16 protein-coding genes are annotated in these 25396 nt (G+C 50.6%); 2 read left to right on the plus strand and 14 right to left on the minus strand.

The genetic code is table 11. The features are described from left to right. Positions 1 to 112: 112 nt before the first annotated feature. Entirely contained in the window at positions 113 to 1123 is a 1011-nt protein-coding gene (gene gap, locus C5O23_RS10575) for a type I glyceraldehyde-3-phosphate dehydrogenase (RefSeq protein WP_107032914.1), read from the minus strand. Positions 1124 to 1467: 344 nt separating this feature from the next. Between gap and mscL the strand changes: the two genes are divergently transcribed. Further along, positions 1468 to 1893, plus strand: a complete 426-nt coding sequence (gene mscL, locus C5O23_RS10580) for a large-conductance mechanosensitive channel protein MscL (protein WP_107032915.1) — start codon at positions 1468 to 1470, stop codon at positions 1891 to 1893. 125 nt (positions 1894 to 2018) lie between these two features. Here mscL and C5O23_RS10585 read toward each other — a convergent pair whose 3' ends face one another. Continuing rightward, positions 2019 to 2819, minus strand: coding sequence for a M48 family metallopeptidase (locus C5O23_RS10585; protein WP_107032916.1), 801 nt, complete (start codon positions 2817 to 2819; stop codon positions 2019 to 2021). A gap of 196 nt (positions 2820 to 3015) precedes the next feature. On the opposite strand from C5O23_RS10585, the gene C5O23_RS10590 reads away from it, so the two are divergent. Then, complete coding sequence (locus C5O23_RS10590) at positions 3016 to 3582, plus strand: hypothetical protein (RefSeq protein WP_107032917.1); 567 nt, start codon at positions 3016 to 3018, stop codon at positions 3580 to 3582. Positions 3583 to 3632: 50 nt separating this feature from the next. On the opposite strand, the gene C5O23_RS10595 is transcribed toward C5O23_RS10590, so the two are convergent. The 12 genes from C5O23_RS10595 to C5O23_RS10655 all read right to left on the minus strand — a co-directional run bounded on the left by C5O23_RS10595 (position 3633) and on the right by C5O23_RS10655 (position 25351). Continuing rightward, entirely contained in the window at positions 3633 to 5165 is a 1533-nt protein-coding gene (locus C5O23_RS10595; RefSeq protein ID WP_107032918.1) for a DUF5060 domain-containing protein, read from the minus strand. A gap of 17 nt (positions 5166 to 5182) precedes the next feature. After that, entirely contained in the window at positions 5183 to 7279 is a 2097-nt protein-coding gene (locus C5O23_RS10600; protein ID WP_107032919.1) for a glycoside hydrolase family 43 protein, read from the minus strand. Between the two features lie 23 nt (positions 7280 to 7302). Further along, positions 7303 to 8733: a glycoside hydrolase family 43 protein gene (locus tag C5O23_RS10605; RefSeq protein WP_107032920.1), complete on the minus strand. Its 1431-nt coding sequence runs from the start codon at positions 8731 to 8733 to the stop codon at positions 7303 to 7305. Positions 8734 to 8853: 120 nt separating this feature from the next. After that, complete coding sequence (locus tag C5O23_RS10610) at positions 8854 to 10386, minus strand: cellulase family glycosylhydrolase (protein WP_107032921.1); 1533 nt, start codon at positions 10384 to 10386, stop codon at positions 8854 to 8856. A gap of 39 nt (positions 10387 to 10425) precedes the next feature. After that, the gene (locus C5O23_RS10615; protein WP_107032922.1) at positions 10426 to 11937 is read right to left on the minus strand and encodes a glycan-binding surface protein; all 1512 of its coding nucleotides are present in this window, start codon (positions 11935 to 11937) and stop codon (positions 10426 to 10428) included. A 35-nt stretch (positions 11938 to 11972) separates the two neighbouring features. After that, complete coding sequence (locus tag C5O23_RS10620; protein ID WP_107032923.1) at positions 11973 to 13556, minus strand: RagB/SusD family nutrient uptake outer membrane protein; 1584 nt, start codon at positions 13554 to 13556, stop codon at positions 11973 to 11975. Between the two features lie 11 nt (positions 13557 to 13567). Then, complete coding sequence (locus C5O23_RS10625; RefSeq protein ID WP_107032924.1) at positions 13568 to 16723, minus strand: SusC/RagA family TonB-linked outer membrane protein; 3156 nt, start codon at positions 16721 to 16723, stop codon at positions 13568 to 13570. A 115-nt stretch (positions 16724 to 16838) separates the two neighbouring features. After that, the gene (locus C5O23_RS10630) at positions 16839 to 18338 is read right to left on the minus strand and encodes a glycoside hydrolase family 43 protein (protein WP_161553596.1); all 1500 of its coding nucleotides are present in this window, start codon (positions 18336 to 18338) and stop codon (positions 16839 to 16841) included. Positions 18339 to 18451: 113 nt separating this feature from the next. Continuing rightward, complete coding sequence (locus C5O23_RS10635) at positions 18452 to 22444, minus strand: hybrid sensor histidine kinase/response regulator (protein WP_161553597.1); 3993 nt, start codon at positions 22442 to 22444, stop codon at positions 18452 to 18454. 498 nt (positions 22445 to 22942) lie between these two features. After that, positions 22943 to 23371 (minus strand): RNA polymerase sigma factor, encoded by a 429-nt coding sequence (locus C5O23_RS10645; protein ID WP_107032927.1) that lies wholly within the window; start codon positions 23369 to 23371, stop codon positions 22943 to 22945. A gap of 329 nt (positions 23372 to 23700) precedes the next feature. Continuing rightward, a complete protein-coding gene (locus C5O23_RS10650; RefSeq protein WP_240597794.1) occupies positions 23701 to 24843 on the minus strand; it encodes a dTDP-glucose 4,6-dehydratase in 1143 nt (380 codons plus the stop codon). Next, entirely contained in the window at positions 24839 to 25351 is a 513-nt protein-coding gene (locus C5O23_RS10655) for an LbetaH domain-containing protein (RefSeq protein ID WP_161553598.1), read from the minus strand. The genes C5O23_RS10650 and C5O23_RS10655 overlap by 5 nt, the downstream gene beginning before the upstream one ends. Positions 25352 to 25396: the final 45 nt, after the last annotated feature.

Below are 25396 nucleotides of genomic sequence, written 5' to 3' on the forward strand. Positions count from 1 at the left end.
TTTAATTTCGGGTGTCAATATGCATAAAAAAATTCTAAAAAAAGAAGCAGCCCTTAAAATCAGGACTGCTTCCGTTGGATTTTTATGCTTGTATGAAGCGGATGGCTGATTATTAGCCGTTAACTTTCTTCATGTGAGCGATGAGATCGAGCACCTTGTTAGAGTAGCCGATTTCATTGTCATACCAGCTGACAACCTTAACAAAAGTAGGTGAAAGCATGATACCTGCGTTCTTGTCGAAGATAGAAGTGCGGGGATCGCCGAGGAAGTCGCTTGAAACGACTGCGTCTTCGGTGTAGCCGAGGATGCCTTTGAGTTCGCCTTCAGAAGCTTCCTTCATAGCGGCGCAGATTTCATCGTAAGTAGCGGGCTTGGCGAGGTTAACGGTGAGGTCAACTACAGATACGTCAAGAGTGGGGACACGCATTGACATACCGGTGAGTTTGCCGTTGAGTTCGGGGATAACTTTACCTACAGCCTTGGCAGCGCCGGTAGAAGAGGGGATGATGTTGCCAGCGGCAGCACGGCCACCACGCCAGTCCTTCATAGAGGGACCGTCGACAGTCTTCTGAGTAGCGGTGGTAGAGTGAACGGTAGTCATGAGGCCTTCAACAACGCCGAACTTGTCATTGAGCACCTTGGTGATAGGAGCGAGACAGTTGGTGGTGCAAGAAGCGTTAGACACGAACTGAGTGCCCTTGACGTAGCTATCCTGGTTAACGCCGCAAACGAACATGGGGGTGTCGTCCTTAGAGGGAGCTGACATAACCACGTATTTTGCGCCGGCTTCGATGTGAGCCTGAGCTTTTTCCTTGGTGAGGAAGAGGCCGGTTGATTCAACAACATATTCAGCACCTACTGCACCCCAGCCGATTTCAGCGGGATTCTTGCAAGCTGTAACGCGGATAGCCTTGCCATTGACAATGAGGAGGCTCTTTTCGAGATCGTAGTCAACAGTGCCGTCGAATTTGCCGTGCATTGTGTCGTACTTGAGCATGTAAGCCATGTAGTCAACGGGGAGAAGGTCGTTGATAGCAACTACTTCGATGTCATCGCGCTTGGTTGAGGCACGGAATACGAACCGGCCGATGCGGCCAAAACCATTAATACCTATTTTTGTCATAATTTTGTATATAAAATTGGGTTGTTATGTTCTTTCTGATCCTATTGAAAATTGTTGAGACGCAATGCAAACCGTTCCAGAGCTGACGGCGGTTTGGGCCGTGCTCCAAAAACGCCACAAAGGTACTATTATTTTTTGAATTTCCGTCAAGTCTCAGCAAAATAAAATTAGCGTTTTTTACCTTGTTTTATTTAAAAAAGTAAAATAAGGTGTATGTTTCGTGGTAATACGATGTTTTTTGAGTATTTTTGCGAAAATGGATCACAAGTGGAACAATTGCCGGCCGGTGTTTGTTTCATAGTTTTAGAAAAGTTCACCACAGTTTATAATCAATAACAATTCTAATGTCATTTGTAAAGGAATTCAAGGAATTTGCCATGCGTGGCAATGTCATCGACATGGCAGTCGGTGTGGTAATCGGTGCCGCTTTCGGCAAAATCATCTCCTCGCTGGTCGATGATATCATCATGCCTCTGGTCGGTGTGGCCACCGGAGGCATCAATTTTACCGACTATAAGTTTGTGATCCAGCAGGCAGTCATCGACGGAACCACTCAGGAAGTGCTTAAGCCCGAAGTGACGCTCAACTGGGGCTCGTGGATTCAGACGATAGTCGATTTTTTCATTGTGGCACTGTGTATTTTCATCGCTATCAAGGGCATCAACCAGTTGAAGCGCAAGGAAGAAAAGGCTCCGGCTCCTGATCCTGAACCGACCAAGGAAGAGGTGCTTCTCACCGAGATCCGCGATCTTCTTAAGGAGAAAAACTGATCGCGCCGGATGTCTGCTCCCGGCGAGGGGGCAGATTTTCAGTATGGGTGCAAAAAAAGTCAGAGATGTCTGCGTTGAGGGCGTCTCTGACTTTTTTGTTCAGGATATTTATCTATCCGGCAGGTTTATTTCGATTCTGCGGGGCGGGCTATGCCGTCTTTTGTGCAGCGTTCAGTCATGCGTTTGATGCGCTCTTTGGTTTCGGGGTGTGAGGAGAACATCTTGTTGATATAAGAGGACGATGCGCCTGCTTCAGCTTCCATTTTCTGGAATTTTTCGAAGGCCTGGACCATGCCCCAGGGGTTTTTGCCGTGTGATTTCAGGAATTGATAGCCGTAGTCATCAGCTTCTTTCTCCTGCTTCTGCGAATATTTGGCGTTGATGAGCGATTCGCTGAGCTGGCCGAGCTGAGAGTCGGTGAGGGCAGCAGCCACGCCGCCGGTTGATGCTATGCCGTCTTTGAGAGCGCCGGTCATGAGCTCGGTGCGGAAGGCGTTTTTGGAGTGATGTTTTGCCACGTGGCCGATCTCATGGCCGATGATGCCGAGGAGCTCGTCGTCGCTCATGATGTCCATCAGTGAGGAGAATACTCGCACACTGCCATCGGCGCAAGCGAATGCGTTGACGTCGATCACGCGGTAGACTTTGAAATTCAGGGGAATTCCTTCAACATCGTTGAGTCCGTCAGTGAGTTTCTTGAGACGGATGGTGTAGGGGTCGTCATCAGGGGTGACGGGATTGTTGGCATCCATCCAGTCAACTGATTCCTTGACATAGGCAGCCATCTGGGCATCGGTGAGGGTTGCAGCCTGCACTGCTTTTTTGCCAGCGCTGATAGCTTTGCCGAGGTTGAACTGGGCAGACGCAGGAGCTGCGATGGCCAGACCGAGGGCGATGGCCATTGTTCTGATGAGATTCTTTTTCATAAAATAATGTCTGTAATTTATGATTAGTTTATAAAGTTCGTGCCAAAAATCACATCTGGCTTTGAAGAGAGCCGGATGTGACGCAGGTGCTTTTCAAGTGGCAAAATTATATATTTTTTGGCAAATTTCCGAGATTGGATGTAACTTTGCCTATGAAAATATCCGAATAAGACCAATCATTGTTTCAGATAGCGCTATGACTAAAAGCAAGACCACATTCAAAGATATAAAAAATGCACTGAAATGGATGGGTGCCATCCTGTCGGTGATGCTGTTTTACGGTTTTTCGATGGCTCTCTACGGCCACACGTTAGTTGAGTGGTGGGAACCGCTCGGCATAGCCCTGACGGCAGTTCTGGTCATCTGGTTTCTGCTGCGCGGATTCTGGGGTAAGGTATGGAGAGGTGTCAATCCATATGTGGCTCTATTGGGGCATATGGTCGTGATGACCGGTGTGGTTCTGTTTCTGATCCTCGGTCTGAATTTCTGGTTTGCAGATGACACTACCCTGCACACCGAGGAGGTGACGGTGGAGGAACGACTGCAGGAAAAACACTACCACACCCAGCGCGTGGGGCGCAACCGCTATCGCCGTGGCAATCCATATTATAAATATATATTGCGTGTGCGCTTCGACAACGGGAGGCTGAAAGAGATAGAAGTGCCGCTTAAGCGCTACAACCGGACCAGGACAGGAGGCAAAATGACACTCGACCTTGAAACAGGCCTTTGGGGCTATCCGGTCATCACCACCTGGTTTTAGAGGGCATTATGGCCACTCTGAGAAACCGGGCGGTGAGATCGGAGGCTGGATCAGCGTGGCACGGCTGTCAGCCTTGCCGCCATGTAGGGCAGCTGTGGCAGGGTTATCAGCGAGTGGCCGCTGAAGGTTCCGTCAAGCACAGTGGAGGTCATGCCCCAGGTGTCGATAAGTTCTATTCTGTAGGTTTTGTCTTCCGGCAGTTCAAGCAGGAGCTGGCAGTGGATGTCGCGGCCGAAGTATATGAGATACCAGTCATCGCCGGCGCCGAGAGTCGGATAGTTCTGCCATCCGGTTATGCCTTCTACCGGGGTGAGACGGGCTGAAGGTGCGTCAGCCAGAATCTGTTTCAGATATCTGATGCGGTCGTGGCTTTTGCCCCGGAGCACACCTCCTTTTGACCACCACAGGATTTCGTCTGATCTGTCAGGCCCGACTTCTGGCTGTGTGAGTATCACTTCTCCGTGGCCTACAAAAGCACCTCTTGTGAAGCCTTCCCAGAATTTCTGTACCATTTCTTCGGCTGAGAGGGTGCCCCACACCCAAGGGATGTTGCCTTCGTAGCGGCATTCGTCGTAAATGACCGGCTTGCGATATTGAGAGCGCAGGTTTCCGGCATTGGCCATGTCGGATGACTGGATGCTGACGTGGGTGACGTATGGGTCGTTCTGGTCATAGAGTTTAACGCCGTTGTGGATGCCTCTCAGATGTCCGTAGGGATCGTTCAGAGCAAAGAAGCGGAGATGGTGCTGCCAGTCGGCGGTGTCATAGGCTTCCATGAAGTCATATTCGTTGGCCATGCTCCACCAGACGTTTTTGAATGCGCCGAAGCGGGAGATTACATATTGCATGTAGCGGTCTCTGGTTTCCTTGTCGAGTTTGCTGAAGCCCCAGCGGTCATAGGGATGATAGACAATCAGATCGGCTTCGATGCCGAGGCTGTCAAGCGAGGCGATGCACTGTTCGATGTTTCTGAAATAGGCGGGATTGAGACGGTTGAAATCCCAGTTGCCTGTCTCGCCTTCGAAGGGGTATAGAATTGGTTCGTTGCGGTTCCAGTCGTAGCTTTTGGGGAATATGCACATTCGGATTTTGTTGAAACAGCTGTTGCGGAGGGTTTCGAGTGTCAGCTGTATGAGGCTGTCGGGCTGATGTGTCCATGCGTAGCAGGTAGTACCCACGGGAATGTAGGCGGTTCCGTCGGAGTAGGCGAATCCGAGCGAGTCGACTCTGACAGGACCGTGGTTTCCGGGTGATGCCGGAAGGCAATCGAAACTGCCCCGCAGATTCGATTTCGGATTGTTTCCGGAAGTGCGGTAGGTCCACCGGCCGGGCTTGTGGGGCATGAAGCGGATTTTATATGTGTCGTTGCCGTCATAGAATGCGCTGACTTTTACGGTGTCGCAGCCATTGATGAAGGTGCATCGGGAGTCGATGTTGTCAAACGGATGCTGACCGGCTTTCTGCCGGAATGAGAGTTCGAATATTTTCCACTGCTCTACTGCCGGGGCTGCGGAAACTCCGGCTGCAGTAGCCCCTGACAGAATGCAGATGATGGAGATAGCTGTGCTGATTATTCTGTTCATAATTGTTACGGTTTGGATTATAATTCTGAGTCTTCCCACTGGAATACTGTGCCGCCGAGCCGGCTTGCGGAGGTGCCGGGCCAGTCAGCCCCATAGATCTCGCCGGATGCCGGATCGATTCCGACATAGCGGTTTGTTTTCAGAGACAGAAGCATACACTGGCCGTGGAGCATGTCCTGCCACATAAAAAGGCAGTCATCGGTCTCAGTGGCTGACAGGCGGAGGTCTCCGGACAAGCCGAGTCCGGCCACGGTCATGAAGCCATTGCCGTTGACGGCTTCGAGCACAACCTTGCCGTTGCCTCGGTCATGGACTCTGAACCGGGTGTTGACAGAATCAAAGTCTTTGTCTCCCTGCCATGCCGAGAGCACCATTTTGCGCCGGTGGGCCACCAGTCTGTGGCCGTTGGCCAGATTGCTTATGGTTATGGTCTTACCGAATGGAATGTTGCCGCTGCGGTCGGCGAGCGGTTCGTCAACGGTGAAATTGTCGAATTCGGCATAGCCGCCTTTGGAGAGAAGACGGTTGAAGGCGAAGAGGGCATAGCGTGCACCCTGGAAGGTTTTAGTCTGATAGGGGATCACCATTCTGCCGCCAATGTCATTGAAACTTTGTCCGTCGGTGCTGTAGCTGAACTGCGCCCATTCGTGCTCGAAGTCGCCTGTTATTCGCAGGTGCAGTTCCGGTTTTTCAAGAGGCTGCTCGATGGTTGTGTCGGTTCCAAGGTCATAGAAGCTTATGACCGGGCCGTTGTCTTTTACCTCAATGCCTATCCATTCATACGGAATGTTGAGCAGTCCGAGACCTGCCACATCGCCTTTCTTCATTTTGGATGCGTCGAGGGTCACTGTGGCTACGGATACCGGACCTATGCCACGCTGGGTGAGGGTGTTTTTTGCCCAATAGAGATTTTTGGCCGGAAGTGAGTTCAGCCGTAGACGGCCTTTGCGCAGAGACCACTGGCTGTCATCTGGCAGATGGTTCCACTGCCAGACGGGCTGGAGCCGGCCGCTGTCGAAATTGTCGCTGCGGGTGTAGGGTGCGTGTGGTTTCACTGTTGCGTTGACCTGCGGTTTCAGCCAAGTGCGCGGCGTGCGGCCAAGGTTGCCGGGGAGGCCGAAATAGGGCCATCCGTCCACCCATGTCACAGGCGACAGGCAGGTGGTGCGGCCCACGGCAAGGAAGTCAAGCATCGAAAAGCCCCACCAGTCGCCATTTTCGAGCTGTACTATTCCGCCCTGGTGGAGTGTGGCGCAGCCCATGTTGTCGGCATTCGGTTTGCCGGTTTTCAGGCGCCATTTGCCCGGTTCCGGCATGGCGCCGTCCATAGGTATGTCTGTGGCCCATGTCGAATGTTCGGTGCCAAGGGTTTCACGGCAGCTGATGACGCGGGTCTCGTAGGGCCCTTCGAGGCGGTCGGCGCGCGCACACATCATGCGTCCCATAGGGGAGTAGTCGGCGCTGATGATATAGTATTTCCCGTCGATCTTGTAGGCGTGGTGGCCTTCACCCATAGCGTTTCCGGCGGGTATGATGCAGCGGTCGCTGCCATCTACATAGCCGCTGAAATCAGGCTTGATCTCGATGCAGTGCACTTCGTCGTAGCCGTGGATGGCGTATATGCGGCCGTTGTCAAAGAGTACTGACAGATCATGTATCCAGCCTCCGAGGCTGTAGTGTTTCCAAGGTCCTTTCGGATCAGAGGCTGTGTAGACCTGCATGCCTATTCCGTTTATGTTGGAGAAGATGTAGAAGGTGCCGTCATGATAGCGTATGCACGGGGCCCATATTCCCTGTCCGTATGCTTCTTTTCCGTCTTCGAGTCTGAAGCGGGGATCATCGATGTCTATGCGGTCGAAGGCATAGCTGCAGAAGTCCCAGTTGACAAGATCTTTTGATTCGAGGACCACGAGTCCTGGATTGCAGTGCATGGTGGTCCCGACAAGATAGAATGTGTCATTGACACGGATTATGTCAGGGTCGGAAAATTCATCGTAGAACAGCGGGTTTGTGAAAGTGCCGTTGCCGTTGTCGGCAGTCCATGATTTCTGTTGACCGAATGAGGTGGTGACAGACAGTAATGCCGATGCTATGAGAAGTTGGATTTTTTTCATTGTTTCTGTGCTGGTGTTATGGATCAGTCGAATTTCCAGAAATCGAAATTGAAAAGTTTGCAGCCTTTCTGGCCGCTGAAGGCGAAGGTGAGATCATGGACGCCGGTGACAGGAGTGGCTAAAGGCACAGTCACGGATTCCCATTCTTCCCAGCCGCCGGTCGGGGGGACTTTGACCGAGGCAATGAGTTGCCTGTCTGTGCCGCCGGAGTAGACGTTGATTGTTCCGCCTCGGAGTGCGCTTGCCACCGAGACTGTCAGCCGCGAGGGCGATTTTTTGCCGAAATCAACTTCGCGCACCTGAAGATAGTCGCCATTGTGTATGTCGGAAACGTAGATGCCTGTCTTTGCGTTCGGCTCAGTCTTCAGACCTTCTGACCAGGCTATAGTCTCGGCTTCAACGCGGGAGTAGGGGTTGAGTGTGCCGACCGGGTCCGGGCCTTTGGTCGTGGGAAGGATTATCGGGAGAGAGCCGTCAGGATTGTATTCAAACTGTTCGATCGCCGTAGACCGGTTGAAACCGCTGCCGCCGGGAAGAGTGCCGCAGTGATAGGCGAAATAGTGCCGTCCTTTGAAGTCGGCTATTCCGCAATGGTTGGTGAATGAGCCCATTTCCTGAAGGGGCATGATCTGTCCGGCGTATTTCCACGGTCCCCAGGGGGAGTCGCTTACCGAATAGGATATGTGTTCCGGAACTCCGCCTGCGGCATAAGCGAGAATGTAGCTGCCGTTGCGCTTGTAGAACCAGGGTCCTTCTTCGTAGAGGTCTTTGTAATCAGTGAAGGCAGTGCCTTCGGCAAGTTTCTCCGGTCCGCCGAAGGAATCTTCGGTCTGAATGAATTTGTAGACGCCGTCCTTGACTTTTTCGACATGATTTCCGCTGATGGTAAAATTTTTGTCATAGGATATCATATCGGGGTTCAGTTTGCAGCACCACAGACCTGGGTTTCCCCAGTAGAGCCAGGCGTTTCCGTCAGGTTCGATGAAGACTGTAGGGTCAATGTAGCCGCCCGGATCACTGACAAGGGGCGCTCCTATAGCGTCGGTGAATGGTCCTGTAGGACTGTCGGCTACGGCCACGCCTATAGCCATGTCATGGGTTCTGCTGTCCACGCAGCATACATACCAGTAGAATCTACCGTTGCGCTCGATACATTGTGAGGCCCAGGCGCCCCATTCGGCCCAGCTGAAGGTGTCGAGTGACATCGGAGAGCCGTGGTCGGTCCAGTTGACCATGTCTTTTGATGAATATACTCTCCATTCATTCATTACGAATTCATCGTGGCGACCGTCCTCATCATGGCCGGTATAGATATAGAAGGTATCATTGTAGACCATCGGGGCCGGATCGGGAGTGAAATTAGTCTGCACTATCGGACGCTGTGCCCAGGCTGTGGCAGCGATTGTCAGACCTATGGCTGTTGCCGTTATGTGGCGGTGAAATGCTTTATTCATGGCGAATAGTATGAAAAATCCTCTGACCGTGTCAGCCTACGGTTCTGTCGCTGACACGGACAGAGGATACGATTAAAAACGATCTCTTATTATTGCACCTATATATTTATGATGACGTTGTTATATTGATTCAGGGGCGGGAGCTCTTTCATAGATGCTTTCAAGGGTGTATTCGGGGCTATGGTCGGAAACGGCGCGTACCATCGCGGCGACCGAGGCTGCATTGGAATGAACAAAATCTCCGGTCTGACGGTCGAAGATGGCGCCTTGGCCCGCTCCTAAGCCTTTACCTCCGTTATCCCAGAATACGGGTGCCAGTCCACAGTCATGAGCAGCCTTGCAGAAATATTCAAGGTAATAGTCGCGAAATGCGCTTTCGCGTCCGGCGGGACGGTTGGTGCAGGTGAATTCACCGATGTAGACAGGGATGTTTTTGTCTGTGAATCTTTCTTTCAGGCCTTTGAAAATGTTGGCAAGACCTTCTTCATCTACATCGTCTGCGGGATATTTGCCTTCGGATGCAGTGTGGCCCCATTCGGGGAGGTATGTCCAGTTACCGCCTTCGTCATAGAATTCCATGCAGAATTTGCCGGGAGAGTAGCAGTGGACCGAGACGAGCAGACGTCCTGTCGCGGGGTCTTTGGGCAGTTCGAGATGCTCAATAAGTTCCCAGCCTCCGGCATAGCCGGGGATTCCGAGATAGCGTGTGGCATTTTTGCCTCCGGTGGCACGCACGGTGTTCACAAACAGCTGGTTCCATTCGTTGAGGAGTCGGTACTGGTGACCGTTGTCTGTGGTGTTCGCGCCCCAGCCCCAGTCTCCGTCATGGATTTCGTTGAAGCCTTCGAAAATCAGAAAATCACCGGTGTCGACAAACCGTTCTGCAATTTGTGTCCATACTTTGCGGATTTGGTCTTCAACTTCAAGGTTTTTGGCTATGTTTGCGGCTGCGCCTTTGAAATCGAGCCAGAAGCCGTAGCCGCCAGAGCCGTCATGATGGATGTTGACGATTATGTTAAGCCCTGCATTTTCGGCATAGCCTACAATTTCGGCCACTCGTTCGAGACGATCATCGATTTTGTAGTCAGGTGCTGCTCCGATATGCCCGATCCATGTCACCGGCAGGCGCACAGTCTTGATGCCGGCAGCCTTGATCTTGTTGAAGAGTTCCTGAGTCAGCGGATAGTTGCCGTCACAGAGTTCGTCGGCAACACCGTTTTTGTAGGCATCCATCTGGTTGCCGGGATTCCATCCCAGACCCAGCCAGTCAGCTATTTCATGTACGGAAGCCTGAGCAAGGGCCGACTGATTGACGGTCAGAGTCTTGGTTTCGTCACCGGATTTGATTGTCACCTCTGCCGATCTGCTGTCACCGTTGTTTTCATCAACGGTGACATAGAGGCGATAGATTGAAGCGGTCAGGCGTTCGAGCTTGAGGCTGACCCAGTTTTCGCTGCATGAGATCTGCGGAGTGACAGCTGACTTGATGCGGAAGTTGTTAGAGTTGCTTTCTCTCTGAAATGACAGTACATCGTTTTCGAGCACGAAGTGGATGTCTTCTGTGTCATAGACATCTTTGTTGTCGGAACATGAGATGCTGCCGAATGAAAGCAACAGAGATAGAGCGATTGGAATTATATTCAGATGTCTCATATCGTTTTGTAATATCTGTGTTAGTGGCTGTTTTGAGATTTACTGTCTGACATACAGACGGAAGTTGTCGAAGTAGACTGCCACATCCTGTTCGGCCAGTCCGTTGCAGAGATGGAGATAGACCGATGTCAGTGAGAGTCTGATGTCACCATAGGTGCTGCCTCCGGTGACGAGATTTCTCAGCGGTATGGAGCAAGACATCCATCTGCCGGTCTCGCATTTGCCGGTGATGCGATCATGGTAGCCGTTGAACGTGTACTGGCCCTTGAAGTCACTTCCGTCACAGAGAATGAACCAGCATTCCATGCCTTCGACTTCAGGATAGTGCATATAGCATTCGTAGCGGAACTCGATGTCTTCGATCGGGGTGCTCTCAGGAATGTCGGGTATCTGTGACTCGCCGAGGTAGAGAGGTCCCCACCATCCGTTGTTGAGCTGTGTGGTTCCTTCGATTCCCCAGAATTTGCCGGAGGTATTGGCCGGTTTATTGTTGGCAGATGTCTGGTCTACCACTTTGTTGCTGTCGGTTCCGCCCCAGAAATAACGTCCGAAGCTGTCGAAGTCGATCAGTACGGTGCTCTTCTGATAGAAGGGTATTGTGTCGCGGCCCTGCTCGGTCACGAGGATCAGGCGTCCGCCTTTTTCAGGCAGAGTGGGCAGCGAGAATGTGAGCTGAGTTTTGTCATCATTGACTGTGATGTCTTTGGCCGGAATAGTGATTTCGTTTTTGCCGATGATGATGGCCACAAGATCATTGAATTCCTTGCCGAAGAGAGTGCATGGCTCGCCCCATACAGGCATGTCAGATGAAATTTCCTCGATTACCGGCGGATTGGGCTTGGCGGAAGTGAATCCGATTACCGATGATCCGGAGTGACATTCGATCACGATGTAGCCTTTTTCGAGAACCGTGGCGGGAAGTTTTGCGGTGATGAGGTCGAAGTCGGGACCGATTTCATAGTCTGTGATCTCATATTTCGTCACCGGACCTTCCGGTTCGACCGGGTTTCCGTCATCATCAACTTCAAGAGGATTGAAGTCTGTGAGATAGAGGCTTTCCACTTCATAGATGTTTTCTCCTTTAATACGTATCTCCTGTCCGGGCGACAGAGGCTTGTCATCGTCCCAGTCGGCGGTATAGGATATGAGATATGGAGCCGGGGAGTTGATGTGGAACGCATATGTAGCGGTGCCGTGGCTGGTGACAACTCTGATCTCTGATTTCAGTTCAGGGTTGGCGCCTACGAGCTTAAGTTCGCCCGGAATCGAGAGGATTATGTGGGTCGAGGTAGCATACGTGGGGTTGAAAGAAATTTTCTGATCGTTGATGTAGATTTCTTTCGCGCCACCGAGATTATGGCCAACGAGGACGATTATATCCCAGGGGTCTGCTTCGGTGAACAGGCTGTCGGCCTTTTCCGGATCAATCGTGCGGACTCCGGTGATCACAGGCTGACCTCCGTCATCTCCGTCTGATTTGCAGGAGACAAAACACAGCATCTGCATCATGCACACGATGGCTACGCAGAAACAGCTTATATAGTTTTTCATTGTTATCATGTTATTTCGTTTGATATACCACTCTCTTAGTCTTTGAAATTATAGCTGACAGGTTCTGCTTTGAGCAGCGGGTTCTGGATCACATCGTTTTCAGGATAGGGCATGAACATCTTGCTTGCTATCACGACTACCGGTGAGGTAGGCTGGATGATGCCTTCGATTATCAGTTCGCCGTCAGAATCTTTTTTGATTTTGTCGGCGCGGGTGCCGCGTTCCTGATTGTTGATCATATTGAGAATCTTTTCAGGTTTCCATTTGAACCAGGTGATGTATTCATACCAGTTGGTGTATTCCATGCTGAATTCAATGCGGCGCTCACGGATAATGTCATCGAATGTCACGGATGTCTTGGGGTCGATCATGGCTCTTTCTCTGACTTTGTTGAAGTATTCGAGGCCTGGGCCGCCGGTGAGTTTTTCCTGATTGCCGAGGCAGGCTTCCGCATAGGTGAGATAAGTGTCGGCGAGACGTATTATATAGGTGTTGAGCGGAGAGCTCATTGGAGCCACATAGCCGTCATTGTCATCGTCAGGCCCACCGATGGCGCCTTTCTTGGTCTGGGCGTTTTCCTTGTCGTAGTGATAGCCGCCTTTGTCCATGCAGAGTTCCGGATAGAACGAGTGCTGTGTGAAATATGTGGCGTTGCGGCGGATTGTGTCGGAATGTTCGTACTGGTCGAGCATTTCGAGCGGTGCGAATGGAGAGCCCCATGCGGCTACGCCTCCGGAGATGTCAGAGAATGAGAGGATAGAGTAGAGTGTGTTCTGTGTTCCCCATTCTCCGAGCGGCACCCATTGCATGGCCAGCAGCGATTCCTCATTGTTGTTGAATTTGTATTTGAAGAGATCGGCATATGTGGGGAGCAGTTTCAGCCCGCTTTTGGTGCAGACGTCCTCGCAGAGTTCCTTGCATTTTTCAAGGTCGGCCTCGTCGCGGTTTCCTCCGTTCCATCCGGAGCGGCAGAGGTAGACTTTGGCAAGAAGAGCTTTTGCGGCCCAGCAGGTTGCGCGCCCTTTGATCCATGATTCAGGTAGATATTCAGCGGCATATTCAAGGTCACGGATGATGAATTTGAACACGTCTTCTTCCTTGTTGAGAGGACGCACAGGGTTGTCGACTATCTCCTGATTGTGTTCGAAGAGGATAACCGGGCCCCACAGACGCAGGGCATAGAAATATGCGGCAGCACGCATCAGGCGCGCTTCACCGATGGCGCGATGGATTCCCTCTTCGGTGCAGTCGGCGGTCGCTTTGGTCTCGCAGGCCTCAATGACAGAGTTTGACATCGTCACTACGGCATAGAATGACCTCCAGATGTTTGACAGGTGGCTGTCAAGTGCGGTGACCTGCAAGGTGTTGAACTGCGGAAAGTTCCATGCGTCGAAACATTCATTGGCGAGACTGCTGATGCAGAGTGCGCCTTCTCCGTTATATTCAAACCAGGGTCTGTTATAGAGTACGGATGTCGCTGATTCGAGTGCTTTGTCAGAGACATAGAAAGTTCCGTCTACATAGTTTCCCTGCGGGAGTTTCTCAAGAAAGTCGTCGCTGCATGATGCAACGCATGAAGCGGCGGCGATAGCGATCAATGGAATATATAATTTTTTCATTGGTGTTAAGGTTAAAGTGAGACATTGAGTCCGAAGGTGTAGATCACCTGTGAAGGATAGCGGGCATAGTCGATGCCGCGTGTGAGCACGTTGTAGTTGTAGGCTCCGATTTCGGGGTCGAATCCTTTGTAGCGGGTGAATGTGAAAGGATTCTGCACGTTGAAATAGAGGCGGAGGTTCTCGATGCTTGCACGCTTTATCAGCTGTTTCGGGAAAGTATAGCCCAATGATATGTTCTTGACGCGCAGATATGAACCGTCTTCAACGAAATAGCTGCTCATGCGGTTGTTGTTGTTCGAATTGTCAAGAGCGATGCGGCAGATACGGGCGTCGGAGTTGATCACATGCATGTTTTCAAACGTATGGCCTCCGTTCGGATCAATGAGCCCTACGTTGGCGAGCCTTGTGGTTTCCATGAGAAGATTGGAGTTTCTCATAGGGTCTGTGTAGACCTGGCGCAGGTAGTTGAACACCTTGTTGCCCTGTACCCCTACAAGTGAGAGGTTGAAGTCAAAGTCTTTGTAAGTAAGGGTGGTGTTGAATCCGTAAGTGAATTTTGGCTCAGGATTGCCTATGAACTTACGGTCGCTTTCATTGATTACTCCGTCTTTGTTCACGTCTTCGAATATGTAGTCTCCATACCAGATTTCGTTTTCCTTGATTGTCTTGCCCTCAGGAATTGCCACGAGAATTTTGTTGAAGTTGTCGTCAAGCATGAAGTCGCCGTTCTGGTCTTTGACATAGAAATCGTCAGCTTCCTTGAACATGCCGATTACGTTGTAGCCGTAGAACTGGCCTACGGGCTGTCCGACAACGGTGTTGGTATAGGTGTCGGCGCCGATCTTTCCGGTGATGCTTGATGTCTTGGTGTAGAGTTTGGTAACCTTGTTGCGGTTAAGCGAGAAGGTGAATCCGGTACGCCATGAAAAGTCGCGGGTGCTGATGTTGACGGTATTCAGAGTCCATTCGAAGCCTTTGTTTTCTATGGCTCCGGCATTGACCCAAGGTGAGGAGATTATGGAGGTCACGTAGTCAGGCAGTGAGGCCTGCATAAGCAGATTGTCTGTCTTTTTAAGATAGGCGTCGATTATGAATTCGAGTCTGTTGTTGAACATGGCCAGATCAAGACCGACGTTGTACGATTTTGTTTCTTCCCATTTGAGTTTGTCGTTGGAGTAGTTTCCGGCATAGAATCCGGCGCCCCAGATAGTGGCGCTTGAAGCCATTGTGGTGCCGTAGGCGTATGCTCCGGCGTTCTGGTTTCCGACTATACCCCATCCTAAACGCAGTTTGAGGTTATTGACCGGTTCTACATTTTTCATGAATTTTTCCTGAGAGATACGCCATCCGAAGGCTGCTGAGGGGAACCAGCCCCAGCGGTTGGCTTTGCCGAAGTTCGAAGATCCGTCAGCACGCAGTGTGAAGGTCAGCAGGTAGCGGTCGGCAAAATTGTAGTTGGCGCGTCCGAAGTATGACTCCATCGAGCCTGATCCTCTCGAACTGTTGTTTTTGGCTGTCAGCGCATCGCCGGCTACAAGTTCGTGGACTGAGTTGAGGAAGTAGTTTTTTCGGCTTCCGGAGAGATATTCATATTCGTTTTCACTTGACTCATGACCGATCATCACGTTGAACGAGTGGTTGCGGATGTGCTTGTCGTAGGTCAGGAATGTCTTGAAGAAGTAGTTCTTGCCGTTGCTTGCGCTTCGTGAGCTTTCAGAGTCCTGAATGAAAAATCCGTAGTCGTAAGTCGGGCGGTAATAGTAGTGGTTGCTGTAGTTGAAGCCTCCGCCGTATTCCACACGCAGATTCAGACCGTTGATGATCTTGAAGTCGGCAAACAGGTTGCCGTAGAAGTCGGTTCCGCGGTTATAATCTTCGCGGAGCAGAGCGTCGGCCACGGGGTTTGCATAGAATGTGCCGAAGTTGTTGTCTTCGGTCTGATAGCCGTATGATCCGTCAGGGTTTCTGACAGGTACGTTGGGGTGCTGGTCAAGTGCGGTGCGGATGATATTGCCGTTGTCAATCGTGTTGGTCTGCTTTGTGCGGCTCAAAGAGGCGCTGACACCGAATGAAAGCCATTTGGTGATGTTGGTGTCGATGTTGATTCGGCCTGACAGACGCTCGAAATCTGATCCGATAGCAATACCGTCCTGACCGAGATAGCCTAAGCCGATGGCATATTTACCCCAATCGTTGCCGCCTGAGACTGTCAGCTGGTGGTTATGCATATGGGCTGTTCTGAAAATTTCGTCCTGCCAGTCTGTGCCTTTGCCGAGAATAGACACATCGGCGAATTCCTCGGTGGCGCCGAAGCCCATCACCTCGGCACGGAGGTTACGGTAGGTGGCGAACTGGCGCAGGTCCATTACATCGAGGCGGTCGGGGATGTTCTGGATTCCGTAATATCCTTCATAGCTGAGTTTTGTTTTTCCTGCTTCACCGCGCCGGGTAGTGATCATGATCACGCCGTTGCTTGCGCGTGAACCGTAAATGGCTGTGGCCGATGCGTCTTTCAGCACCTCCATTGACACGATGTCAGAGGGGTTGATGGCTGAAAGAGCATTTGAATTGCCGTCGGCCTGGCCGGAGAGGGGCACACCGTCGATGACGTAGAGAGGTTCGTTGCCGTTGAGCGAGTTTGTGCCTCGGATGCTGACCGAGATACCGCCGCCGGGGGCACCGGAGTTCTGTGTCACCTGCACACCGGCCGCGCGGCCCTGAAGAGCCTGGTCAAGCGATGTGGCCACGGTTTTTTTGATGTCTTCCGCAGAGACTGATACCACAGATCCTGTCAGGTCGCTGCGCTTCATGGTTCCGTAACCGACAACCACTACTTCATCCAGCGTTTTGGAGTCTTCCTTGAGATAGATCTCGACTTTGGATCTGTCACTGACTTTGATGCTTTGGGTTGTGTAGCCGATGTAGGAGAATGTCACAGTCTGTCCTTTTCTGACATTGACGCTGAAAGCGCCATCGGCATCAGTGACAGTGACTGCTCCGGACTGGACTCTTACTGTGGCTCCGATCAGAGGCATATTGTCATCAGCGCCTCTGACCACGCCGGTAAGTTTAAAGTCCTGTGCAAAACTTGGGAAGACAACACATCCCAGCAACACGACAACTATCAATCGTAACAGGTGCCGTTGTTTTTTCAATGCGACTTGCATAACTTCATGATATTAATGGTAAAATGATAAAATGATAAATGTTTTCAGGTTTAAGAGGTTGTTTTTTAACGACTTATAATATGTATAGAGCGTCTGTGTCTATGGCAATGTGTGATCAGCGGATGAAACGCCATTCGTCGAATTTGAAATCGCCGTCCCGGTAGACGAAGCAGAGGTCCTGGCTCCCTTTGAGCTTTTTGCCGAGCCGGACGCTGACGGTCTGCCATTGGGGATGATCAATGACGAGGCTTCCTACACGCTTGCCTTTGGGACTTCCGATGTGAATGTCGATAACACCTTTGCCTCTGACTTTGGCTTCGAATCGAGAAGCTCCTTTCCCGAAGTCTGCGCCACGGACTTCAGACTGCTGACCTGAGCCTAATCCGCAGGCAACCATGTTGCCGGCCACGTCAGTGTGTTCGAATTTTATGCCTGAGGTGGCGGCTACGGTCTCGGCCTGCTGCCAGGCGAACGGATCGAGCGGTTTGATCTGTGAGACTCCGGTCTGGGTCATCTGTCCAGTCGGTATCGCGATGCTGTTTTCGTCAACTTCAAGTCGGTCTACGCAGATATTCCGGTAGCCGGTAGTGATGCCTCTGAAGTCAGCAAGGTGATTGGTGTGATAGAAGATGTAATACTCATTGTTGAAACGCAGGAAGTGTGTGTGGTTGTTGGTATATTCCATCCCATAGTCATGAGGATTTTTGAGAATGTCGCCACGGAATTTCCAGCTGTCGCGGTTGAGCGGGTCGGTCGATGTCATATAACCGATCGAACAGATTGAGGGGTGCGAGACTTCTGGATCGTTCCATTCGGTGCGGTCGACCCAGTCGGTACTGTAGGAGTAGACCCATGTGCCGTTTATATAGTTCAGCTCACTGGCTTCAAAGAAGTATGGAGCAGGAATTTCGCTGATTTCGCTGTCAAGGCTCAGAAGGTCGCTTCCGAGGCGGACTATGCGGGCGCTTCCCGGCAGGAATGTGGTGGCTTTTGAGCTGCGTCCTCCCCCGAATGACAGCCAGCCTACGCCGTTTTCGTCAATGACCGCACCGGGATCGAAGGGGGCCGGGCAGTCTGTAAGTCCGGGGGTGTTCACATCTATAAGGTCATGACCGAGCGGGTCAGTCCAGGGTCCTACAGGAGAAGTTGCGGTGATGACACCGACACCGCCTCCGCCGTGGGAGTAGTACATATAAAAATGAGTCAGGCCGTCACTTTCGGCGCGTGAGATTATGGACGGAGCCCATGATACGCCTTTTTCGCCGGTCCAGGGGGCAGCCTGTTCCACATCGATGATTCCGTGGTAGGTCCAGTTTACCATGTCATCTGACGACATCATCACGAGAGAATGGATATGTGCGTAGCTGTTTTTGCCATCGCGACCCACGGAGTCAAGTTCTTGCTGGTCGTTTGTGCCATAGACATACACACGCCCGTTATGAACTACGGCGGTCGGATCGGCTACATGCAGAAAGTCAAGCAGCGGATTGCAGTTTCCGGTGCCGAGTTTCGGCGTCTTTTCAAACTGATGGTCTTCCGCGGCTTCGGCGGCGGAAGATCCGTTTATAAGTAAGGTGATAGCAAAAATACTGGCAAGTTGCTTTTTTGATAACATAAAACTGATTTGTGTTAGAGGCTGATAATGATTAGCTGAAACAAATATAGTTACAGCCCTCGGATAGTCTCGGCCCATTATGTATTCTGGAATGCGCCGCGATGTATCATGAATCATGTACGGCCCTTCAAAAACTCAGAAGGCAACATTCCGAACTCGTTTTTGAAATTCTGGGCAAAGCGTCGTGGAGAGTTGAAACCGCACATGTAGGCGATTTCGGCAACCTGCATCTGGCTTTGCTCAAGCAGCTGCCGGGCGCGTTTCAATCTGATGGTGCGTATGAATTCAGCCGGGCCTTTGCCTGTGATAGCCATAAGTTTTTTATAGAGATATCCGCGGCTAAGGGCAAGTTCGGAACTCAGTAACTCGACGGAGAAGTCAGAGTCGCTCATATGCTCCTCGACAATGCGAATGGCTTTTTCAACGAGTTTCTCATCAAGTGAGGTTATGGTGATCTCGCTTGGGGAGACATCGAGCTTGTTGCTGAACATCCGGTGGTTGCGTTCGAACAGGTCGATGAATTTCTTTATGCGCAGTTGCAGAAGCTTGAGATTGAACGGTTTGGTCAGATAGTCGTCGGCTCCGAGTTCGAGCCCTTCGAGGCGGTATTCCTCAGCGGTTTTGGCGGTCAGCAGTATGACCGGGATGTGAGACCACCGGATATTGGTCTTGACCTGCCGGCATAGTTCCATTCCGTCCATAACCGGCATCATCACATCGCTAACAATCAGGCTGATGTTTCCTTTGGCCATGATGTCAAGCGCCTCACGTCCGTTGCCTGCTTTGAATATCGTGTAGTCTTTGGATAGAGTGTCGGCTATGAAATCGCGATACTCCTCGTTGTCATCCACAATAAGAATGGTGGCAGGAGAGTCCGCGGCAGATGATTCTTCAGAGGTGTTTTCTGGAGCCGGTGGCTTGGCCGGAGTCCCGGAGGCGCCGGAGGTTTTTTCAGGATCGGATTGAGCGGAGCATCCGTCAACCGGTAGAGTCAGAGTGAATACAGACCCTTTTGGCTGATTGTCGCTGACTGAGATATCGCCTCCGTGCATGCGGGCGTATTCATTCGCTATATGCAGTCCGATTCCGCTTCCAGTTTTATGGTTGCCCTGCTCGCCCTGATAGAAGCGTTCGAAGATATGCTTTTTTGCTTCCGGACTTATGCCTTGGCCGCTGTCGGCGATGCGGATTGTCAGATCTCTGTCTTTCAGAGTGGCTTTCACACTGACGCTGCCTCCGTCAGGGGTATATTTAAACGCGTTAGACAGCAGGTTGTTAAGGACTTTGCCTACTTTCGCGGAGTCAAAGTCCATCATATAGCCTGACGGATCGCATTCGGCGGTAAAATCCATGTTGCGGTTTGCTGCGTAGTCTGTGAAAAGGGCACACTGTTCGCTGATGAAACGCATGATGTCATCTTTACGGCAGTGGAGACCTTCAGCTCCTATATCGAGTTTGCGGAAATCAAGCAGTGTGTTGATAAGGTCGAGAAGTCGTCGGGCGTTTGAAAATATTGTCAGCAGTTTCTTTCTCGTCGGTTCATCTTTCACTTCGTCAAGCAAGACCTGGAGAGGAGCCATGATGAGAGTGAGCGGTGTGCGCAGATCGTGGCTGATATTAGTGAAGAATTTAAGTTTGAGTTCGTTGATCCGTACTATCTGCTGGCTTTCGATGGCCTGCCGCTGGATGGCAAGTTTCTGACGATGTCTTCTTTTGATGAGATTTGCTGTCAGTATTATTCCGCCGATGATAATAGCCATATATATGATGCAGGCCCAGATTGACATATAGAATGGAGGTCTGACGCGGATTTCAAGTATGGCCGGATCTTCCTTCCAGTTGCCGTTCGGGAGACCGGATTTTACTAAAAGTCTGTAATTGCCATAAGGGAGTGATGTAAAAGTCACTTTGTTTTCATCAGTAAAGATCCATCGGGAGTCAATGCCTTCAAGCATGTAGGCATAGCGTACTCCTGATTGGCCGGTAAGGTCACAGACTGTAAATTCGATGGTGATAAGTCTGTCGTCGTAGCTAAGTTCTATCTGCTTTGTTTCCTCCAGCGCATTTTTAAGAATCAGGCGGCCATCGTAGATGGAGTCGATGGCTATGCGTGTGCCTCCGATGTAGAGGCCGGTGAACAGTATGTCAGGTGGCAGACGCCGGTCTTTGAACACTTTTTCCGGATAGAATGATATGCATCCGTCTGAGGTGCCGAACAGAATGGAGTTGCTGTCGGGACGCGTGACGGATTTTGAATTGAAGAATGTGCTTTTGAGACCGTCCTTTTTAGTGTAGTTTCTCATGCTGTAGCTCAGAGTCCTGTCTGCAGCCTCCCGGACAGTGATTATTGAGAGGCCGTTGCTTGTCGAGGCATATATGTGGCCGTCATTGTCTTCCAGGATGGCTCGGATCATGTTGTCGCACAGTCCGCTCTTTTTGTCAAGGTAATACATTGAGTCACGTGAGGTGTCCCAGATCGTGAGGCCTTGGTTATGGCCGATCCACAGGCGTCCTTTGCGGTCTTTGTAGATCTGGTTGACAAATCCTTGTTTCAGGTTTTGGGTATTGCGGCGGTTTGTGAAGTGACCTCTTGCTTTTTTTGTGGCTGTGTCAACCTTATAAAAGCCGTCGAATGATCCGATAAAGACTGTGTCACTCTTGTCTGAGTGGAGACACATGGAGTTGATCTGTTCTCCTTTGGCCGTGAGGAGGGATATGAAGTTATCTGTTTTGCTGTTGATATATTGGGTTCCTTGAAGTGTCGCTATCCATATATTGCCTGATCCGTCGTTCTGAAGAGCCCAGATAATGTCTGATATGAGAGTGCTGTTGGCGGTAGTGAAATGTCTGACGTTGTTTCCGTCTATACAGTAAAGACCGTTGCCGTAGCTGCCGATCCATATGCGGCCGTCGGAATCTTCCTCCAGACAGATTATTGATCCGCTGAACACTGCCGGAATCCGCTCGATGGTCTCGCTTCCTTGGCGCAGGATGAGCAGTCCGTTGCCGTCAGTGCCTATCCACAGATTGTTTCTGCTGTCAGTTAGCAGCGATGCTACATCAAGGCCCCTGCATAGGCTGAAGTTTTCAAACTGCAGCAGGCCGTTGTTATAATATGATATGCCTGATTTGTTATGTCCGAGCCATATTGTCCCTGATTCATCCTGATATAGACAGGATACATTGTCAGATGGCAGTGAGCTGCTTGACAGAAGGTTATGGCGCAGTGCCTGGAATGAGCCGTCTGACTGGTCGAATATGTAGGCTCCGTTGTGGTCTGTTCCGATCCACACATGGCCGTTGCGGTCGTCAAGAATACTTCTGATGCCTTTACTTTGGGGCTCGGTGGCGGGAGTCAGTGAGATTTTGCTCCAGGGGGCTGATTTCTGGCGATAATATATGTCGTTGTCATAGTTGGAAAAAAGCCAGAGGCCCTGTTGATAATCGGCATATATATTGTTGAATGATTTTATTCCGTCAGGAGCTGAAAGAGATTCGATGGCAAGAGTCTGTTTGTCGATTTTCAGGAATCTGCCAGATGGCACCAGTAAATATATGTAGGCCTGGTTATCAGCTATGTTGATTTCGTCGCAGATGAGGTTGAGTCCGGGTTCGATGCTGCGCAATGTGCGCGTTTTCATGTCATAGGCCCAGATTTTCTTGTCAGTGACAACCCATAAGTTAGCTTCGCGGTCGACGTATATCCTGTATTTCTGCTCAACGGTGATTCCATAAGATTCCAGCAATTTGTCGATGTCAGTCGAGAAATCATCTTTCAGGGAGTTGTAGACGGCATAACAGTCAGCGCTTTTCGCCCATATATTCCCGTCGGCATCCTGTTGCAGCGACCAGATGTCATCAACGAACTCGCCCATTTCCCGCTTGGATGCAGCGAGTGAATATTGCCTGAAGCCATAACCGTCATATCTGTTTAGCCCGGCGGCTGTCCCGACCCAGAGATAACCGTAGTTGTCTTTTAGAATGGTTTTGACATTGCTGTTTGACAGACCGTCTGTAATGTCTAACTTCCGGAATACATAATGACTTTCGGCATTGATATGCCAGACGGCTAATGACAGCAGGATGCATAGCAGAATTCTTTTCATTCGGAGGCTGAAATTTTGCATTTTCACTTTCATACAAAATTATGCAATAATCCATAACTGTCAAAAAAGAATGTCTGTAAAGTCACGTCTCCTGATGTCTCCAATAATGTGTCACCATGTCATCTGCTGCCGGATATCGCTCTATCCTTTAGGCGGGCACAAATGTAGGGCAGCGGGGCGTGGTTGACAAAAGAAAATCGCCAGGTCACTGTTTTTTTCAGTGGTCTGGCGATTTGAAACGTTGTCTTACCTGGATTCGAACCAAGACAGGCAGAACCAAAAACTGCAGTGCTACCATTACACCATAAGACAATCCTTTTGCCCAAAGAATCCGTGGTATCAGGGGATACCGATCCTCTAAAGCGATGCAAAGGTAGGCGTTTTTTTGCTATTTCCCAAATCCGGAGGCAATTTTTTGCGTTTTGTGCGGTCGATGCGGCGATCAGAACAGGACATGACGGTGATTTCCGGTCACGCCGGAGGTCTGAAATCTGCGGGTCAGGCGGCTTTCAGCATAGTTGTGAGCAGTAAGGCGATGGTCTGCAGATCAATGTCGTCAGGCATGTTTCTGCGCAGCATTTCAAGCAGTTTCACCTTGCGTTTCTTCACGGTTATCTCTGCTACTCCGAGGGTTGCGGCTATTTCTGCGTTTTTAAGTCCGTCTTCGAAACTGAGTTTAAGCAGTTGGCGATAGTCGGGCGGAAGCATTCTGATTGCGGCATAGAGGGTGTCGAGAGTCTCATGTTCGATTAGAGCGCGTGTCGCATCGGCTTCATGATCATCTTCGTTTTTTGATTCGGTATAGTTTCTCATGGCCGAAAGTTTGCGCAGGGCCGAGATGGCCTTGTTGCGGATACAGGCAAGGATGTGGGCGCGCCATTGTTCGGCTGTGTCAAACGAATGTCGTTTCTGAGAGAATGTTTGAATTTAAACCAAATTAAACCTTAAGTGGCATAACAAACCCTCAATCAGAGTGTTTGTAGAAGAAAAACGATTAGTATGCATAAAATCAGCTTCTATAAGACCATTGACCCTCGGTCAAAAGTGTCTGATAGAGATTGATTCTATGCATATGAACAATGTTTTTTCTCCTTCAACACTTTGGCTGAGGGTTTGTTATGCCCTATAACATTTTTTTCAATTCTAATTTTAAACAGTTTCTTAAACAAACGCTAAAAATCAGACCGGCTGACGTGGCGGGTGGTAAAGCCTGCCTCAGTCAGCCGGTCTGATATCAGTCAGCGGTAAGATTCGCCTCAGCGGTTAGAGTACATATCCTCGTAGTAGCGCTGGTAGTCGCCTGAGGTTATGTGGTCCATCCATGCCTGGTTGTCGAGATACCAGCGGACGGTTTTTTCGATGCCTTCCTCGAACTGGAGCGAGGGTTCCCAGCCGAGCTCACGCTGGAGCTTGCGTGAGTCGATGGCATAGCGCATGTCGTGGCCGAGACGGTCGGTGACGTATGTGATGAGGCTGTCGGAGTGGCCTTCGGGGTTGCCGAGCAGACGGTCTACGGTGCGGATGATGACTTTGATCAGGTCGATGTTTTTCCATTCGTTGAAGCCACCGATGTTGTAGGTGTCGGCTATTTTGCCTTTGTGGAAAATCAGGTCGATGGCGCGGGCATGGTCTTCGACAAAGAGCCAGTCGCGGACGTTTTCGCCTTTGCCGTAGACCGGCAGGGGCTTGCGGTGGCGGATGTTGTTGATGAAGAGCGGTATTAGCTTTTCGGGGAACTGGTAGGGCCCATAGTTGTTGGAACAGTTTGTGACAAGCGTCGGCATGCCGTAGGTGTCATGGTAGGCGCGCACAAAGTGGTCGCTCGATGCCTTGGAGGCCGAATAGGGTGAGTGGGGGTTGTATTTGGTTGTCTCAAGAAAGAATGCCCGGCCGTAGGCGTGGTGGTGTTCGGTCGACGAGGCGGTAGTGGTGAAGGGCGATTCGATACCTTGCGGGTCGGTCAGTTCGAGCGCGCCGTAGACTTCGTCGGTGGAGATGTGGTAGAAGAGTTTGCCTTCGTATTTTTCAGGGAGTGATTCCCAGTATTCTTTGGCTGCCTGGAGCAGAGAGAGGGTGCCCATCACGTTTGTGCGCGCGAAGGTGAAGGGATCTTTGATCGAGCGGTCCACGTGGCTTTCGGCGGCGAGGTGGATGATGCCGTCGATATGGTTTTCTGTGATTATGCGGCGCATTTCGTCGAGATCGGCTATATCGGCCTTGACAAAGCTGTAGTTCGGACGGTCTTCGATATCCTTGAGGTTTGCGAGGTTGCCGGCATAGGTGAGTTTGTCGAGATTGACAATACGGTAGTCCGGATATTTGTTGACGAAAAGCCGGACTACGTGCGATCCGATGAATCCGGCTCCGCCGGTGATAAGTATGTTACGCTTCATTTCAATTCCTGATTATATTAATTTCATCATCATCTTTGTCATGATAAATTCCTACGGTTTTAACTATTGTGCTGATTTCAGTTGTAATAAGGGAGTAGGGCTGACAGTCTACCGGCCCATGAATTATAGTATCGGCACCGATTACACAGTTTTCCGGTATAGTTGAATTTTTATATAATTTGCAGTTGTTAGCCACCCATGTATTACTTCCGACAGCGATACTCCCGTAGCCTTTCGAATATCTCTTCTGATCGGTGTATTTCAACTTATGAAAATCGGTGTCGATCATCATGCAGTCCCAGCCTATGAGAATATTATCATTCAATTTGATTGAGTGATAGCATGCTATCTTCAGGCTTGAGGTCGCAATAACTTTCTCTCCGAATTCAAGCACACCGGTCTCGCCTACGGAAATGGCGGATGCATTTCCAACAGATAAATATCCATTGAAAACAATCTTTCCCCTGTTTTCAAGAGTTATTCCTGAGTCAGGATATAAGGAAACATTGTTCACTCCGAATTTGACCAGTCCGAATCTTACAGGACAGTTAAAAATAAA

This window comes from Duncaniella muris (genome assembly GCF_003024805.1).
Classification (GTDB): domain Bacteria; phylum Bacteroidota; class Bacteroidia; order Bacteroidales; family Muribaculaceae; genus Duncaniella; species Duncaniella muris.